Annotated in this window: 14 protein-coding genes; 5 read left to right on the forward strand and 9 right to left on the reverse strand. The window is 56.4% G+C overall.

Going from position 1 to position 14,101, the window contains the following annotated elements:
- Nucleotides 1-351: 351 nt before the first annotated feature.
- Nucleotides 352-687: a zinc ribbon domain-containing protein YjdM gene (locus DW56_RS08860; protein ID WP_024555076.1), complete on the reverse strand. Its 336-nt coding sequence runs from the start codon at nt 685-687 to the stop codon at nt 352-354.
- Nucleotides 688-1,323: 636 nt separating this feature from the next.
- On the opposite strand from DW56_RS08860, the gene crfC reads away from it, so the two are divergent.
- Both crfC and DW56_RS08870 read left to right on the forward strand, forming a co-directional pair.
- A complete protein-coding gene (crfC, locus tag DW56_RS08865; protein WP_024562262.1) occupies nt 1,324-3,687 on the forward strand; it encodes a clamp-binding protein CrfC in 2,364 nt (787 codons plus the stop codon).
- 2 nt (nt 3,688-3,689) lie between these two features.
- The gene (locus DW56_RS08870; RefSeq protein ID WP_024553839.1) at nt 3,690-4,556 is read left to right on the forward strand and encodes a diguanylate cyclase regulator RdcB family protein; all 867 of its coding nucleotides are present in this window, start codon (nt 3,690-3,692) and stop codon (nt 4,554-4,556) included.
- Nucleotides 4,557-4,632: 76 nt separating this feature from the next.
- On the opposite strand, the gene kdgT is transcribed toward DW56_RS08870, so the two are convergent.
- The gene (gene kdgT / locus DW56_RS08875; RefSeq protein WP_024553840.1) at nt 4,633-5,625 is read right to left on the reverse strand and encodes a 2-keto-3-deoxygluconate transporter; all 993 of its coding nucleotides are present in this window, start codon (nt 5,623-5,625) and stop codon (nt 4,633-4,635) included.
- Nucleotides 5,626-6,033: 408 nt separating this feature from the next.
- Between kdgT and kduI the strand changes: the two genes are divergently transcribed.
- Nucleotides 6,034-6,870 (forward strand): 5-dehydro-4-deoxy-D-glucuronate isomerase, encoded by an 837-nt coding sequence (kduI, locus tag DW56_RS08880; protein ID WP_024553841.1) that lies wholly within the window; start codon nt 6,034-6,036, stop codon nt 6,868-6,870.
- A 77-nt stretch (nt 6,871-6,947) separates the two neighbouring features.
- On the opposite strand, the gene yghU is transcribed toward kduI, so the two are convergent.
- A complete protein-coding gene (gene yghU / locus DW56_RS08885; RefSeq protein WP_024553842.1) occupies nt 6,948-7,793 on the reverse strand; it encodes a glutathione-dependent disulfide-bond oxidoreductase in 846 nt (281 codons plus the stop codon).
- A gap of 131 nt (nt 7,794-7,924) precedes the next feature.
- Complete coding sequence (locus tag DW56_RS08890) at nt 7,925-9,487, reverse strand: methyl-accepting chemotaxis protein (RefSeq protein ID WP_234409216.1); 1,563 nt, start codon at nt 9,485-9,487, stop codon at nt 7,925-7,927.
- Between DW56_RS08890 and DW56_RS22685 the strand changes: the two genes are divergently transcribed.
- On the forward strand, nt 9,474-9,686 hold the full coding sequence (locus DW56_RS22685) for a hypothetical protein (protein WP_162489550.1): 213 nt from the start codon (nt 9,474-9,476) through the stop codon (nt 9,684-9,686). The two genes, DW56_RS08890 and DW56_RS22685, sit on opposite strands and share 14 nt — an antisense overlap.
- 19 nt (nt 9,687-9,705) lie before the next feature.
- Here the strand turns inward: DW56_RS22685 and DW56_RS08895 are convergent, their stop codons facing one another.
- From DW56_RS08895 to DW56_RS08910, 5 genes are all read right to left on the reverse strand, one after another.
- Entirely contained in the window at nt 9,706-10,581 is an 876-nt protein-coding gene (locus DW56_RS08895) for a metal ABC transporter substrate-binding protein (protein WP_029697515.1), read from the reverse strand.
- Nucleotides 10,582-10,589: 8 nt separating this feature from the next.
- On the reverse strand, nt 10,590-11,456 hold the full coding sequence (locus DW56_RS08900) for a metal ABC transporter permease (RefSeq protein WP_024553845.1): 867 nt from the start codon (nt 11,454-11,456) through the stop codon (nt 10,590-10,592).
- Complete coding sequence (locus DW56_RS08905; protein ID WP_024553846.1) at nt 11,437-12,141, reverse strand: metal ABC transporter ATP-binding protein; 705 nt, start codon at nt 12,139-12,141, stop codon at nt 11,437-11,439. Before DW56_RS08905 ends, DW56_RS08900 begins: the two co-directional genes overlap by 20 nt.
- Nucleotides 12,138-12,269, reverse strand: a complete 132-nt coding sequence (locus DW56_RS22980; RefSeq protein ID WP_267879865.1) for a hypothetical protein — start codon at nt 12,267-12,269, stop codon at nt 12,138-12,140. The genes DW56_RS08905 and DW56_RS22980 overlap by 4 nt, the downstream gene beginning before the upstream one ends.
- Before the next feature lie 210 nt (nt 12,270-12,479).
- Nucleotides 12,480-13,073: a TetR/AcrR family transcriptional regulator gene (locus DW56_RS08910; RefSeq protein WP_024553847.1), complete on the reverse strand. Its 594-nt coding sequence runs from the start codon at nt 13,071-13,073 to the stop codon at nt 12,480-12,482.
- A 115-nt stretch (nt 13,074-13,188) separates the two neighbouring features.
- Here DW56_RS08910 and DW56_RS08915 point away from each other — a divergent pair, with 115 nt between their 5' ends.
- A complete protein-coding gene (locus DW56_RS08915) occupies nt 13,189-13,785 on the forward strand; it encodes an NAD(P)H-dependent oxidoreductase (protein ID WP_024553848.1) in 597 nt (198 codons plus the stop codon).
- Nucleotides 13,786-14,101: the final 316 nt, after the last annotated feature.

Raw genomic sequence — 14,101 nt, forward strand, 5'->3', positions numbered from 1 at the left:
ATAGAAACAGAAGCCACCGGAGCACCTCAAAAACACCATCATACACTAAATCAGTAAGTTGGCAGCATCACCAATAAATTAGTCTCCCTTTAATCACCACTTTATTGATTATAAAAAAGCGCTCTCTGAATAAAACATGGCGTGACTTACTTCGCAAAAAATAAATTTAAGCCGTTAATGCTTTTTCTCGCCACCCATTTATAACGATAAACCTGCCCTTACCGCTTTCTGTCATGTTTGCAAATCGTTCAGCGAGTTAGCGTGGGGTTGCGCCAGATGATGGGAATAACCGTAAGAGAGGCGGAGGAAACGGAAAGAAGAAGCGGCCCCGCGCGAAGGCGGGGCAGAGAGTCAGCTTTTTTTCACAAATTCCGATTTAAGCTTCATCGGACCGAAACCGTCGATTTTGCAGTCGATGTTGTGGTCGCCTTCCACCAGGCGGATATTTTTTACTTTCGTGCCGATCTTCAGCATGGAGGAGCTGCCTTTTACTTTCAGATCCTTGATAACGGTAACGCTGTCGCCATCGGCAAGCAGGTTGCCGTTCGCGTCTTTAACGACCAGCGCATCGCTTTGTGGGGCCGATTCGCCGGGTTGCCACTCATGGCCGCATTCCGGGCAGACATACAGGCCGTTGTCTTCATAGGTGTATTCAGACTGGCACTCAGGGCAGTGTGGTAGTGACATAAAGGTGTCCTCTAAAAACAGTAAAGCTGGCGATAAACGCTACGCCGCTAGAGAAAAGTTACAGGCGCCTGCGCGCAAAGGGGGGCGATTATAGCGCAATTCCCTGCTTTTTTCCGGGGTTATTCCGCAGGAAAAAAAGCGAATAATGCACTTCGCGTGACACACCCTGTCAAACCACAGGCTCATGATAAGTTTCACATTCAGATAAAGAAGCGTCAGGGGTTGTTTTCTTTACGGCCTGTGAACATATATCGTGATTTATTAGCGCGCAGTGTTATTCTGAGGAGGCTTATCTGAACGGAACTTATTAGCCTTTATATGGCAGGCTGGCTTTAGCGCTTTAACCCGTCTGGTAAAGCGTGGGCGATATATCCTTTTAATCACTTAAAAAACGCTATTCTGTATTGCCTGTCAATGCGGACTGCGCTGCAACGGCGGGAAACTATTCCGGCATTGCTTATATAGCTCAAAAATTATTTTACCACAGCGATGGTATGGCATTTTATTAACCGGAAGTGCGCCGGTGTCGTTGTGATTCGCAAGATATTTTCCTCACGTAATTATAAAAAGCGGTCTCAGATTATTAAAAAGAGAAGACACAAAAGTCAGATAATTTGTGTTAAGGAAAGATTTTTCATGCACACACAGACAGTTTTTGAATTAAGCCAGGAAGCAGAGCGACTGCTTCAGTTCGCATTGCATAATCTTAACGCCTTAAAGCAGATGCCTTGCGGAATGCAAGAAAACCACGGCGCGGCAGGGAATGGCCGAAGCGCCACTATACATCCGCTGCATTTCAGCGCGAGGGGCGTAGCCGCGCAGCAGGAAACGCTGCAAAACGAATTGCGAAAAATTACCCATCAGGAGATGGTGCTCGCTATCGTCGGAACGATGAAAGCGGGAAAATCCACTACGATTAACGCTATTGTCGGCACGGAAGTTTTACCTAATCGCAATCGCCCGATGACCGCGTTGCCTACGCTTATTCGGCATTTACCCGGGCAAAAAGAGCCGGTATTGCATTTCTCTCACGTGCGGCCCATTGATACATTAATGCAGGCGCTGCAACAGCGGCTTGCTAATTACCCCCGCGACCAGCTCGCCCTACAGCTTGAAATTGATAAAGACATGGAAAGCCTGCTGCAACGTATTGCCAGCGGCACCACGTTTGAAAAACACTATCTCGGCGCGCAGCCTATTTTCCACTGCCTGAAAAGCCTGAATGATTTAGTACGGCTTTCCGGCGCGCTGGAGGTGCCTTTTCCTTTTAGCGCCTATGCGGCTATTGAAAATATTCCGGTTATCGAAGTGGAATTTATGCATCTCGCTGGCCTTGAGAAAGGGCGGGGGCAACTGACCTTATTAGATACGCCGGGGCCTAACGAAGCCGGACAGCCTCATTTGCAGAGTATGTTGCAGGAGCAGATCTCGCGCGCTTCCGCCGTGCTGGCGGTCATGGATTACACGCAGCTGAAATCCATCTCCGATGAAGAGGTGCGCCAGACGCTGGCCGCCGTCAGCCGCTCGGTGCCGCTGTTTGCGCTGGTGAATAAGTTCGACCAGAAAGATCGCAACAGCGACGATGAAGAACAGGTGCGGGCGCTTATTGCCGGCACCCTGATGAAAGGCGCTATAGAACCTGACCATGTTTTCCCCGTTTCGTCGATGTGGGGGGATCTGGCAAACCGCGCCCGCCACGAGCTGGCGTTGCGCGGATCGCTGCCCGACCATACAGAACAGCGCTGGGTGCAGGATTTCGCCGAAGCGGCCATGGGCCGCCGCTGGCGGACGGCGGATCTGAACGATGTGGACCACGTTCATCATGCGGCGAACCTGCTGTGGGAAGATTCGCTTTTCGAGCAACCCATCAAAGCCCTGCTGCACGCCGCCCATGCCAACGCTTCGCTCTATGCGCTGCGCTCCGCCTCGCATAAGCTGCTTAACTATGCGCAAAGCGCAGAGGAGTACCTTGGCTTTCGCTGCCAGGGGCTGGAGATCAAAAGCGAGCAGTTGCAGGAAAATATTACTCAGCTGGAAGGGGATATCGCCCGGCTTCAGCATTGCCAGGAAGGGGTGCGGGACGAAGTTCAGCACGAGGTCAAGCTTGCGCTGCAAACCGGGGCTGAATGTATCGCGGGCCATGAAAAGCAGATCCAACACGCGATTAGCGCTTATTTTCAGACGGGTAAGGTGCCGCCTGTCGAGCTCAGCAGCACCATGAGCAAAGCGGTATCGCGTCGCAGCGACTTCGAACCCGGATGCCGGCAAATCGTGCTGGAAGAAGAGGGCGAAGCGCGCATGATGATGCATAAACTCCGCGCTTCCTGCGAGGTGATCCTGCTTTCCGTGCAGGAAAACCTGACCCGCGAGCTGGAACTGCATTTCCGCCATCTGGAAAATGCCCTTGCCCGCATTTTACGCGATGCGCTGGCGCCCATTGAAGCGCGCGTGACGGATGGCCTGAGCCAGGCGGGGTTTCGCGCCCATATCTCGCTGCCTGCGTTCCAGTCGAGCCAGCTCAATTTCAATGCCCATCAGCTTTTTAACGAGGCGATAGCCGAAGAAAGCGTGCCTGTCGCCCAGGCGCGCCGCCAGGCAAGCATGCGCAGCACCATGGCGCGCTGGCTTGGCAGCAACGAATGGGGTTGGGAAGATTACACCATGACCAGCGCCCGCTACGTGATTGACCTGAATAAATTGCATGAGCGGCTCAGCCACTATGTCAGCCATTTTTGCGCGCAGATCCGCAAGGCGATGAATGCGCAAATTGATATTTCCGTCACGGCCGGGCTGGCGACTTTTTTTGCCGATTATCAGCAGGGTCTGGCCTCTATTGAAGCCAGCCTGCGCCAGAGCCTGACGGCGCGCCAGCAAAGCGAGGCGTCTTTGTCTCAGCTTCGCCAGCAGCTTAACCACTGCGCTACGACGGCGCGCTTTATCCATGAAGACGCTAGGCTGTTGCGTGATGATATCCAGACGCTTTTTCAGGCGGAGCAGTAAATATGAGCAATTTATTGCTGGAAGGCCCGGGGCGCCATGTCAGCTGCCTCGGCAGTAAGCTGATGGTGGATTTAGCGAAGGATCTCCGTGAGCCGCGTCGTACGGTTCTGGCGCCGCATCAGCAGAGCGTCCGGGAACGTCTGACGCAAGAATTTATGCACAAAGCGCCGCTGCGCCAGTGGGCGGCGGCGGGTTCGCTGATGCAGCAGGACGTCCGGCTTCTGCAATGGCTGGAACAGCTGGCGGGATTGCTCCAGCCGGGCTATCTGGCGCTAAGCCTGGTGGCGGAAAGACTCAACAATGTGCTGGAGCGCGCTGGTGGCGATGCGCTTCGCCATTCGCAACTGGAGACGCTCTGCGCCCAGTTTCATCAGCGCGTGGCCCGCGCGCAGGCGCAGTTTCAGCAACGTGACGCAGCGGCAGAGGCTGCGCAACATTGCGAGCAGGTGCTGGCGCACTGGCGCAGCGGACGGTACAACGCCTGGTCCCCCGCAGGGCGATGTTATGTTGCGCTGGAGGAGCTGCGCTGGGGCGCTTTTGGCGAAGCGGTATATCTGGGGCCAACAAAAGAACGCGAAGCCCTGTTGAGCCGGTGCCGCCAGATGGCGTGCGATCAGCTGGCGGCCTCGGTGAATGCGTCTGCCCGTACGCGCCATTTTTACCATCACTGGCTGACCACGCCTGCCGCGCCGGGATTGATGAATTATAAAGATACGCTGAGCTGGCTCGGCGCGTGGAGCGACAAGGAACGCCAGCCCGTCGCCTGGTCCGTGACGCAAACCTGGCAAAGCGTGGCGCTCGGTATGCCGCGACTTTGCTCCGCCGCACGCCTCGCCAGCGCGATGGTGGATGAGGTGTTCGCGTCTTAACGGTCACGTAAAAAGGCGCTGAAAGCGCTGGCCTGCGCTGACCAAAAAGAAACCCCGCTTTCGCGGGGTTTTCTGTTTACCTTTGCAGCGATTGTTCGCTTACCGGTTTTGCTTGCGGCACGCTCTTCGCCACATGCTTTGCATAGAGCGCGGTAATAATGGGCACAAGAATAGCCGTAACGATAACGCTTGCCGCTACCAGCGCCGTAGCGGAAGCCGCCACCGGTTCAAACGCCGGGTTTATCTGCGCGATAATAACCGGGTTCGCCACCGCCGCGCCTGCCGCGGACGATGCCGCCACGCCTGCGGTGCCGTTGCCGCCGCCAATCACTTTGTCAGCGATAATCAGCGGAATACCGGTAATGATGATAACCGCCACGCCGAGCAGCACGCCGAGCAGGCCGGTATCCATAATCACGCCGAGGTTAATGGTATTGCCAAGGGCAAAGCCAAAGAAAGGGATCAGTACCGGCGTCGCTTTGCTGAAGAAAGCGCGCAGATCGTGGTCGAGGTTGCCAAGAGTAAAGCCGATCAGGAACGGCAGCACGGCGCCGATAAAATGGTGTGCTTCAAACGAGGCCAGGCCTGCGGAGCCGAGGATAACCATGGTCATCAGCGGGCCGGATTCCAGCGACATCAGTACGAATGCGCCAGACTCTTCTTTCGTGCCGTACTGGTTCATCAGGCTGGCGTAGAGGCCGCCGTTGGTCATGTCCATCGCCGAAACGATAGCCAGAACGGAAAGCCCGGCCAGAAAACCGGTCTGGATGCCGGTATCCGGAATAAACATTGAGGCGATCATCGCCACAACCCATGCTACGGCGATTTTGGTCACCACCAGCGTGCCCGATTTACGCAATACCGTTCCGGTGGCGCGTAAATCAATAGAAGCGCCGATACAGAAAAACCAGACGGCAAGAATAGGCACCGTGCCGGTAATCATGCCTTTTGTAAACGAACCGAAATAAGCCCCTGTTTGTGGAGCAAAAGTATTTAATACTGCCCCAAGCAAGAGCGGGATGAGCATCATCCCGCCCGGGATGCGTTCCATTGTGGCTTTAATTTTCATGAAAATACCTCTGCAATCTGTTCTGCGCCGAAGCTAAATTTTGATAAAGCGATCCCGCCGATGAAAATCATTATTTTTCATCGTCTTATATGTGTTTCCTGGTGAGCCGTTTACCGCGTAAACGCAGCGGAAGGCATCAAAGCGTGCAAGCAGAAAAAAGTTTTTTGTCTCTGGCTTATCCTGTTCGTTAACTTACAAGTGCTACTATCCTCTGTATGGAATATTGATTCAATAGTAATGAAACGCTGTTTTAGTTATCTTGGTCACATTATTGAGCGGACGGTTTGTTACCATGATTAACAGTGAAAATTAATGTAAAAACCTTGTTATTTATTGTTTTGAATATTGAGTGTTAATAATCACCTGGGTTATTTCTTAAACCCCGGAACTACAGATTGAGGAGCCATAATGGACGTTCGCCAGAGCATTCACAGCGATCACGCAAAAACCCTGGATACGGCCGGGCTGCGTAAAGAGTTTCTGATTGAGAAGATCTTCGTAGCGGATGAGTACACCATGACTTACAGCCACATCGACCGCATTATTGTGGGCGGCGTAATGCCGGTAAGCCGCACGGTGAGCGTGGGCGGCGAAGTGGGCAAGCAACTTGGCGTGAGCTATTTCCTGGAGCGGCGCGAGCTGGGCGTGATTAATATCGGCGGCGCGGGCATCATCACCGTTGACGGCACGCGTTATGAAATGAACCCGCGCGACGGGCTCTATGTGGGCAAAGGGGCGAAAGAGGTAGTGTTTGAAAGCGTTGATGCCGCTACGCCCGCGCGTTTTTACTATAACTGCGCGCCTGCGCATACCACTTTCCCGACCAAACGCGTGACGCCTGCCGAGGTTTCACCGGTGACGCTTGGCGAAGATGTCACCAGCAACCGCCGCACCATCAACAAATATTTTATTCCGGATGTGCTGGAAACCTGCCAGCTCAGCATGGGCCTGACGGAGCTTGCGCCGGGCAACCTGTGGAATACCATGCCGTGCCATACCCATGAGCGCCGCATGGAAGTCTATTTTTACTTCGGGCTGGAAGAAAACAGCTGCGTATTCCATATGATGGGGCAGCCGCAGGAGACACGGCATATTGTCGTGCAAAATGAGCAGGCAGTGATTTCGCCAAGCTGGTCGATTCATTCCGGCGTCGGCACTCGCGCTTATACCTTTATCTGGGGCATGGTGGGAGAAAACCAGGTCTTTGACGATATGGACCATGTCGCCATTAAAGATCTGCGTTAATGCGGCGATGAGGCTTAAGAAAGAACTTAAGCCGCTGGAATTAAAAAGCCCCCGTTTTCGGGGGCTTTTTTTATGGCTTACAGACCGAGCGCGTCAAAATCAGACGCGCTGTGGCGTTCAGGAAGCTGTTTATCGCCCCAGGTGCGGTTAACGATGCTGCCGCGCTGCACCGCCGGGCGCTCCGCTACCGCTTTCGCCCAGCGCATTACGTTCTGGTAGGTGTCGGCTTGCAGGAACTCGCTGGAATCGTACAGCCCGGAGAGGATCAGGTTGCCGTACCACGGCCAGATGGCGATATCGGCAATGCTGTACGCATCGCCCGCGATAAACGGATGTTCCGCCAGTTGGCGATCCAGCACGTCGAGCTGGCGCTTGGCTTCCATGGTGAAGCGGTTGATGGCGTACTCAATCTTCACTGGCGCGTAGTGGTAAAAGTGGCCAAACCCGCCGCCAAGGTAGGGCGCGGAGCCCTGCAACCAGAAGAGCCAGTTCAGCGCCTCGGTGCGCCCGGCCAGGGTTTTCGGCAGCAGCTGACCAAACTTCTCCGCCAGATAAAGCAAAATGTGGCCTGATTCAAACACGCGGATCGGCGTGCCGGCGGAGCGGTCGAGCAGCGCCGGGATTTTTGAGTTGGGGTTGACCTGCACAAAGCCGCTGGAGAACTGATCCCCTTCGCCGATGCGGATCAGGTGCGCGTCATACTCCGCGCCGCTTTCGCCAAGCGCCAGCAGCTCTTCAAGCATAATCGTCACTTTCTGGCCGTTTGGCGTGCCGAGAGAGTAAAGCTGGAGCGGGTGCTTGCCCACCGGCAGATCCTGTTCATGCGTGGGACCGGCGATGGGACGGTTGATCTTCGACCAGGAGCCGCCGTCCTGCGAGTTCCAGGTCCAGACTTTCGGGGGCTGATAATCATGTTCTGACATAAGGGATCCGCCTTTGTGATGGGTGATAGCTTTACGTTTCTGGAGTGTAGCAGCAGGGCGCAAAGAAAAGAGTTAGCAACTCGTGGCGTTAAGCGGTGACAAAGCCCATGCGCGGGCTTTGTCATGTAAAATCAGGCAATTGCGTGGCGAGATACTGCAATATGCTCTGGCTGCGGGTTTACCTGGCGCGCCAGGGTAAAGACGCGGGTGCTGCCGGTAAGCGCCGTGACTTGCTCCGTCATGGCGTCGGCGGAAACGGCAAGCTCTTCCACCATCGAGGCGTTGCTTTGCGTCACCCGGTCCAGTTCCGCTATCGCCTGGTTTATCTGTTCGATGCCGCGCTGCTGCTCTTCGGTGGCGTTCGTCACCTCATCCATCAGATCGCGAACATGGGTGATCGTCGAAATAATATCGGCCATTGATTGCCCGGCCTGCGAGACCAGCCGCGATCCTTCGCCCATTTTATCGGTGGTGCGATCGATAAGCTGTTTGATGTTTCGGGCCGCTTCCGAACTGCGGTGCGCCAGGCTTCGCACTTCGCCCGCCACGACCGCGAAGCCTTTGCCGTGTTCTCCCGCCCGCGCCGCTTCCACCGCCGCGTTCAGCGCCAGGATATTGGTCTGAAAAGCGATGCCTTCGATAAGCGTAATGATTTCGGTCATTTGATCGGCGCTTCCGGCGATATCGCGCATTGTGCCGGAAACCCGATCCATTACTTCGCCGCCCTGACGCGCGCGGCTGGCGGCGTCGCCCGCCATGGTTTTCGCCTGCATTGTGTTTTGCGCATTATTTCGCACCGTGGAGGTGATCTCTTCCATACTGGCGGCGGTTTCTATCAGCGCGGCGGACTGCTGTTCAGTGCGGGCGGAGAGCTCGCGGTTGCCCGCTGCGATCTCCGCCGAGTGGTTAAGCACCGTGTCGGCGGAGTGACGTATGGCGGCAATAAGCCGACGCAGCTCCTCCTGCATCATCGCCAGCGAGCCCATAATACTGGCGCGGCCGTTATTCTCGATGGGATGGCTTAAATCACCCGCTGCGATAATCGCGGCAACCGCCTGGGCGCGAGCGGGTTCGCCGCCCAACTGGCGCATAAGGTTGGTAATGAGTTTCCAGGCGATAAGCAGAGAGACCAGCAGCGCCAGCGCCACCAGCGAAAGCTGAACGGCGCGGGCGGTCGTAAACGTCTTTTCAGTATTTTGGGTGTCGGCATCGGCCACCGCGATTTCGCGGTTTTCAAGCGTTAATAAATCCGCCATCAGCTGCGTGCGATACTGCCGGGAATTATCGCCGCTAATCTGGTTCGCCCGGGTAATGTCTTCCTGTTGCAGCGCTTCCAGCACCGCATTATTTGACGCCGCAAAGGCGGTGAAATTCTCCACAACGCGCTTAACCAGCGGATCGTCTTTTTTATTCGCCGCCAGCGCCAGGTAACTTTTTTGCGCGTGCAGGAAATTCTCAATAGCCTGATCGAGCTCGCCGCGGTGCTTCTCCCGCTCCTGAGGGGTGGCGGAGGCAATCATCTGCACCTGCTGAAGGCGCAGTTCTGAAAGCACGCCGCGCATCTCAAGCGTATATTTCACCGCCGGCACGCTCTGCGTGAGCAGCGCCTGCGCCTGCCTGTTGCTCTGGTTTAAATAGAACAGCGAGACTATCCCCATTACCAGCACAAAAAGCACCAGCGTGGCGAAGCTCATTATTATTTTTTGGGTAAAGGTAATTTTTTTCATTTTAGCCGTCATCTGTGTAGTGAATGGAGTGATTAACGGCAAAACGGCGCTGGCGCTTTATCAGGCTTTATGCGGCTTTATTAACCCGGATCATGTTTTATTTGATTATTTCTTTTTACGGAAACAGCGTTTCGTTTCAGGCGCTATTTTCCCAGGCCGCGGCTGACGGCCAGGGAAAAAGAGGGCTATTTCATACTGGCGGCGATGGTCTGCACGTTATGCCGGAAGGCGGAAACGTAATCTGGCGCCGGGCCGGAAGGTTTGCTGAGCGCTTCCGGGTAAAGTTCGCCGCCTGATTGCGCGCCGCTGGCGCTGGCGATTTGCCGCACCAGACGCGGGTCGGTCTGGTTTTCAATAAAGTAGGTGTGAATGTTCTCTTTTTTCAGCTGAGCGATAAGCTTCGCCACGTCGCTGGCGCTGGCTTGCGCTTCAGTGGAAAAGCCAACCGGCGCCAGAAAAGTGACGCCATATTCGGCGCCAAAATAGCCGAAGGCGTCGTGGCTGGTCAGCACTTTGCGTTTCGCGACAGGGATGGCGGCAAAGGTCGCTTTCGCCCAGCTGTCGAGCTTATCAAGCTGCTGAATGTAAGCTTCGCCGCGTTGCTGAAAATAGGCTTTATCTTCCGGGTCCGCTTTGATTAACGCATTCATCACATTCCGGGCGTAAATCGCGCCGTTCCTGGCGCTATTCCATGCGTGCGGGTCGGTGATAGTTTCGCCGTCTTCGTTCATCTTGCGTGTTTCAACGCCTTGCGAAGCGACGACCGGGGCGTTTTTCGTGCCGGACGCTTTTACCAGCCGCGTCATCCAGCCTTCCAGCCCAAGCCCGCTGGTGAAAACGACATCCGCCTGACTCAGCGCCTGGCTGTCTTTGGGCGCAGGCTCGTAAGTATGCGGGTCGCCATCCGGCCCTACCAGCGTAGTAACGCGCACATGCTCGCCCCCCACCTGCGAGACAATATCACCCAGCACCGAGAAGCTCGCGACAGCGTTAACCTGGTTTGCCAGCGCACAGGGGCTGGCGGCAAACAGTAGCGCCAGCGCAGTGGTTTTCAGTTTCATCGTTTCCTTTACCTTATAGACTGTTTTAATTTAACGAGCGGAAAAATCCCCTTTTCTGTACCGAACAGCACCGAAAAGAAGAAAAAGAGGGTGGCGGTGAGCACAATCGCCGGGCCGGCGGGCAGCGACTGATACCAGGACCACGTTAGCCCCAGCAGCGCGCTGAGCATGCCGGTTATCGCCGCCAGCGCCAGCATCCAGGGCAGGCGATTCGCCCAACAGCGGGCGGCGATAGCTGGCAGCATCATCAAGCCCACGGTCATCAGCGTGCCGAGGATCTGAAAGCCCGCCACCAGGTTCATCACCAGCAGCGCCAGAAACAGCGCGTGAATGGCGGAGGGCAGACGGCGCGAGCGCACCTGCAAAAAGGCGGCGTCGAACGCCTCCATCACCAGCGCCCGGTAGCTCAGGGCGAGAATAAACAGCGTGGCGCTGGCGATTACGCCGATGAAAATCAGCGAGGCGTTGTCCACCGCCAGTAGCGAACCGAACAGCAGGTGGAGCAAATCCACCCCGCTGCCGCGAAGGGAGACCAGCGTGACGCCAAGCGCCAGCGAGCCGAGGTAAAACCCGGCGAAGCTTGAATCCTCAGGCAGCGAAGTCGCTTTGCTTACCCAGCCGGAAAGCAGCGCCACCAGCAGGCCGACAATAAATCCGCCAGCGCCCATCGCCAGCAGCGACATGCCGCAAAGCAGATACCCTGTCGCCACGCCAGGCAGCACCGCATGGGAGAGGGCATCGCCCGTCAGGCTCATTCTGCGCAGCAGCAGAAAAACGCCAAGCGGCGTGATACTGAGCGAGAGCGCCAGGCAGGCGACCAGCGAACGGCGCATAAAGCCGAAGGTGATAAAGGCGTCAAAAAGAGGGTGTGTCATAGCATTCCTGCGGCAACGGATAAGGAGCGAGCGGCGGCATCACTTCCGTCGTTTTACCCCAGCGATAGCGCCCCTGGTGAAGCCAGAGCGTTTCGGGAAAATGACAGCGGACCATCTGCGGGTTATGCAGCACCACCAATAGCGTTTTGCCGCGCGCGGCGAGTTGCGCCATAAGCGCCAGCAGGGCGTCGCTTGTCTGGTTGTCTATGCCGGTGAAGGGCTCGTCCATTAGCATGACGGGCGCATCCTGCACCAGCAGCCGGGCAAACAACATGCGCTGAAACTGGCCGCCCGAGAGGCGATTGAGCGTATGGCGGCGCAGCGCGGTTAACCCGACCTGTTCCAGCGCGGCATCGATGCGGGAGCGCGTCTCGCCGCGCAGGCTTTTCATCAGCGAAACCGCAGGCCAGGCGCCCGTTGCGACCACGTCGCTGACGGTGAGCGGAAAGTGGCGATCAAGCTCGCTTTGCTGCGCCAGCCAGCCTATGGCTCTTTTATCGCCGGGCCAGCTAACGGAACCGCCGAGCGGCGGCAGAAAGCCCGCCAGCGTTTTCAACAAGGTCGATTTGCCGCAGCCGTTCATGCCCACAATCGCGGTAGGGCGGCCAGGGCGGAAAGCGCCATTAAGCGGGCCGGTCAGGGCGTTGCCTGCGTAACCGGTGACGAGGTTGTTGAGCGTTATCATGGCAGCAGCGTGGCCCAGCGGATGACGCCCCACAGCAGAACAAGCAGCAGCGTCACGCCGCAAAGCCGCCAGAAAGCCGAACGCGTCAGCAGCGTAGGGCGCAGCGGCAGGGAGGTAAAGCGAGGCATAGCGAAACCCTTTTCGAGTATTGTTATATTATAACATAACACCCAAAGCGGCGGCTGTGAACCCACGGCTACGTTTTGCATATCCGGCCTGTACGAGAGAGAAGAGACGGGCGCAAAACAGCGCCGGAAGGGCAAAGCCGGGGATATTCTCCCCGGTCAGGGTATAGCGAGGTAACGTAAAGCGCGGGGAAGTAAGTGAAGGATTCAGGCTTAACGTGCCTGCCGCTGTACCATGGCAATGATCGCCTCGAGCAGTTCATCTCTGGCCTGCTGTTCGGTAATCATCTCTTTCGCCGCGGCCCAGGAAAGCGTTTCGGCGGCGCCGAACATGGCCCAGAGCGGCGCGTCTGCCAGCGGCTTATCACCGCAAAAGGGCGCAAAGATGTCGCGACACTGGCGAATAAAGCTGACGGCGTACTCCTGGCGGAGCTTTTCAAGCTCCGGCGTGCCGTTAAGCGCCGCCATTACGCTTGGCATTTCACGTCCCTGATGCAGCACGCACGCGACGTAAGCCTCCGCGATAACTGAAGCCAGTGTTTCCAGCTTCGGCTCCGCGTTGCGCAGGGCTTCATTCATTCTCGCCGTCTGGCGTTGGTCATAGTCGCGATAAAGCGCGGCCAGCAGCCCGGCGCGGCTGGTGAAGTGGTCATACACCACCGGTTTTGTTACGCCCGCGCATGCCGCCAGGTGCCCAAGCGTCAGGGCTTCGGTTCCTTCCTGGCGGATGATCCGCCAGGCCATTTCTGTAAGTTGTTCATAGCGTTCCTCCCGAGATAAACGCTGGCGCGCACGCGGTTCCGGCATGGCCTGATTTCCCCATTGACATGGCTATATACCAAAGGTAAGTTACCATTAGTAGGTTACTGTTAGTATATAAAGATTACGTCTGACATCGCTTGATGACAACAGGAGTATCGCTATGCATGCATTAATCGTCGTTTCGCATCCGGTAAAAACTTCGCTGACGCACAGCGTTGCCGCTGCTGTCGCCCGGGGGATTACCGGCGCTAACCGGGAAAACAGCGTTGAGATCGCAGACCTTGCGCAGGAAGGGTTTAACCCGGCGTTCTCTGCGCCAGATTATGACGCTTTTCAGCGAACCGCTGCCTTGCCGCCTGATGTCGTTGCCGAGCAGGCGCGCATTGATAACGCCGATGCGCTGGTGCTCGTTTTCCCCGTTTACTGGTGGAGCATGCCAGGCATGCTGAAAGGGTGGATTGACCGCGTTTTTGCCAACGGCTGGGCTTATGAAGAGCGCAGCGACGGCAGAATAGTGAAGAAACTGACGCGCCTGCCGGTACACCTCATTGGCCTTGGCGGGGCGGGGCAGGGGACGTATGAAAAGCATGGCTACAGCGCGGCGATGCGAACGCAAATCGATCATGGCATTTTCGATTATTGCGGCGCGCCGGTCGTGACCTCTGAAGTGTTGTTCGTGCCGGATTTAGAGGCGCCTGAAGCGAGCCTGGCCCTGGCGCAGGAAACAGGACGGCGGATTTTTACGGCTCGATTGTGAAGCGTCCGGAAAGCCCAAAAGCAAAAACCCCCGCCAAAGGCGAGGGTTCGAAATAAGTGGTGCCCGGACTCGGACAAAAACGCCGGGAGCGTTTTTGCACAGCGCGTTTACGCGCTAGCCCCGCAGGGGTGAGCCACAGGGAGGTGGCGAACAATCGAACGGAGTTCGATGAAGAGTCCGGAAAGCCCAAAAGCAAAAACCCGCCTTTTGGGCGGGTTCTCTGAATAAGTGGTGCCCGGACTCGGACAAAAACGCCGGGAGCGTTTTTGCACAGCGCGTTTACGCGCTGGCCCCGCAGGGGTGAGCCACAGGGAGG

The sequence above is a fragment of the Franconibacter helveticus LMG 23732 genome, assembly GCF_000463115.2.
In the GTDB taxonomy this organism is placed as follows: Bacteria; Pseudomonadota; Gammaproteobacteria; order Enterobacterales; family Enterobacteriaceae; genus Franconibacter; species Franconibacter helveticus.

Bases quoted from the DNA above. Each gene is read 5' to 3' on its own strand.
- DW56_RS08895 (WP_029697515.1), bottom strand. From the start codon at position 10,581: ATGAAACTGAAAACCACTGCGCTGGCGCTACTGTTTGCCGCCAGCCCC.
- DW56_RS08905 (WP_024553846.1), bottom strand. From the start codon at position 12,141: ATGATAACGCTCAACAACCTCGTCACCGGTTACGCAGGCAACGCCCTG.
- DW56_RS08900 (WP_024553845.1), bottom strand. From the start codon at position 11,456: ATGACACACCCTCTTTTTGACGCCTTTATCACCTTCGGCTTTATGCGC.
- kdgT (WP_024553840.1), bottom strand. From the start codon at position 5,625: ATGAAAATTAAAGCCACAATGGAACGCATCCCGGGCGGGATGATGCTC.
- DW56_RS08910 (WP_024553847.1), bottom strand. From the start codon at position 13,073: ATGCCGGAACCGCGTGCGCGCCAGCGTTTATCTCGGGAGGAACGCTAT.
- yghU (WP_024553842.1), bottom strand. From the start codon at position 7,793: ATGTCAGAACATGATTATCAGCCCCCGAAAGTCTGGACCTGGAACTCG.
- DW56_RS22980 (WP_267879865.1), bottom strand. From the start codon at position 12,269: ATGCCTCGCTTTACCTCCCTGCCGCTGCGCCCTACGCTGCTGACGCGT.
- kduI (WP_024553841.1), top strand. From the start codon at position 6,034: ATGGACGTTCGCCAGAGCATTCACAGCGATCACGCAAAAACCCTGGAT.
- crfC (WP_024562262.1), top strand. From the start codon at position 1,324: ATGCACACACAGACAGTTTTTGAATTAAGCCAGGAAGCAGAGCGACTG.
- DW56_RS08890 (WP_234409216.1), bottom strand. From the start codon at position 9,487: ATGAGCTTCGCCACGCTGGTGCTTTTTGTGCTGGTAATGGGGATAGTC.
- DW56_RS08870 (WP_024553839.1), top strand. From the start codon at position 3,690: ATGAGCAATTTATTGCTGGAAGGCCCGGGGCGCCATGTCAGCTGCCTC.
- DW56_RS08860 (WP_024555076.1), bottom strand. From the start codon at position 687: ATGTCACTACCACACTGCCCTGAGTGCCAGTCTGAATACACCTATGAA.
- DW56_RS08915 (WP_024553848.1), top strand. From the start codon at position 13,189: ATGCATGCATTAATCGTCGTTTCGCATCCGGTAAAAACTTCGCTGACG.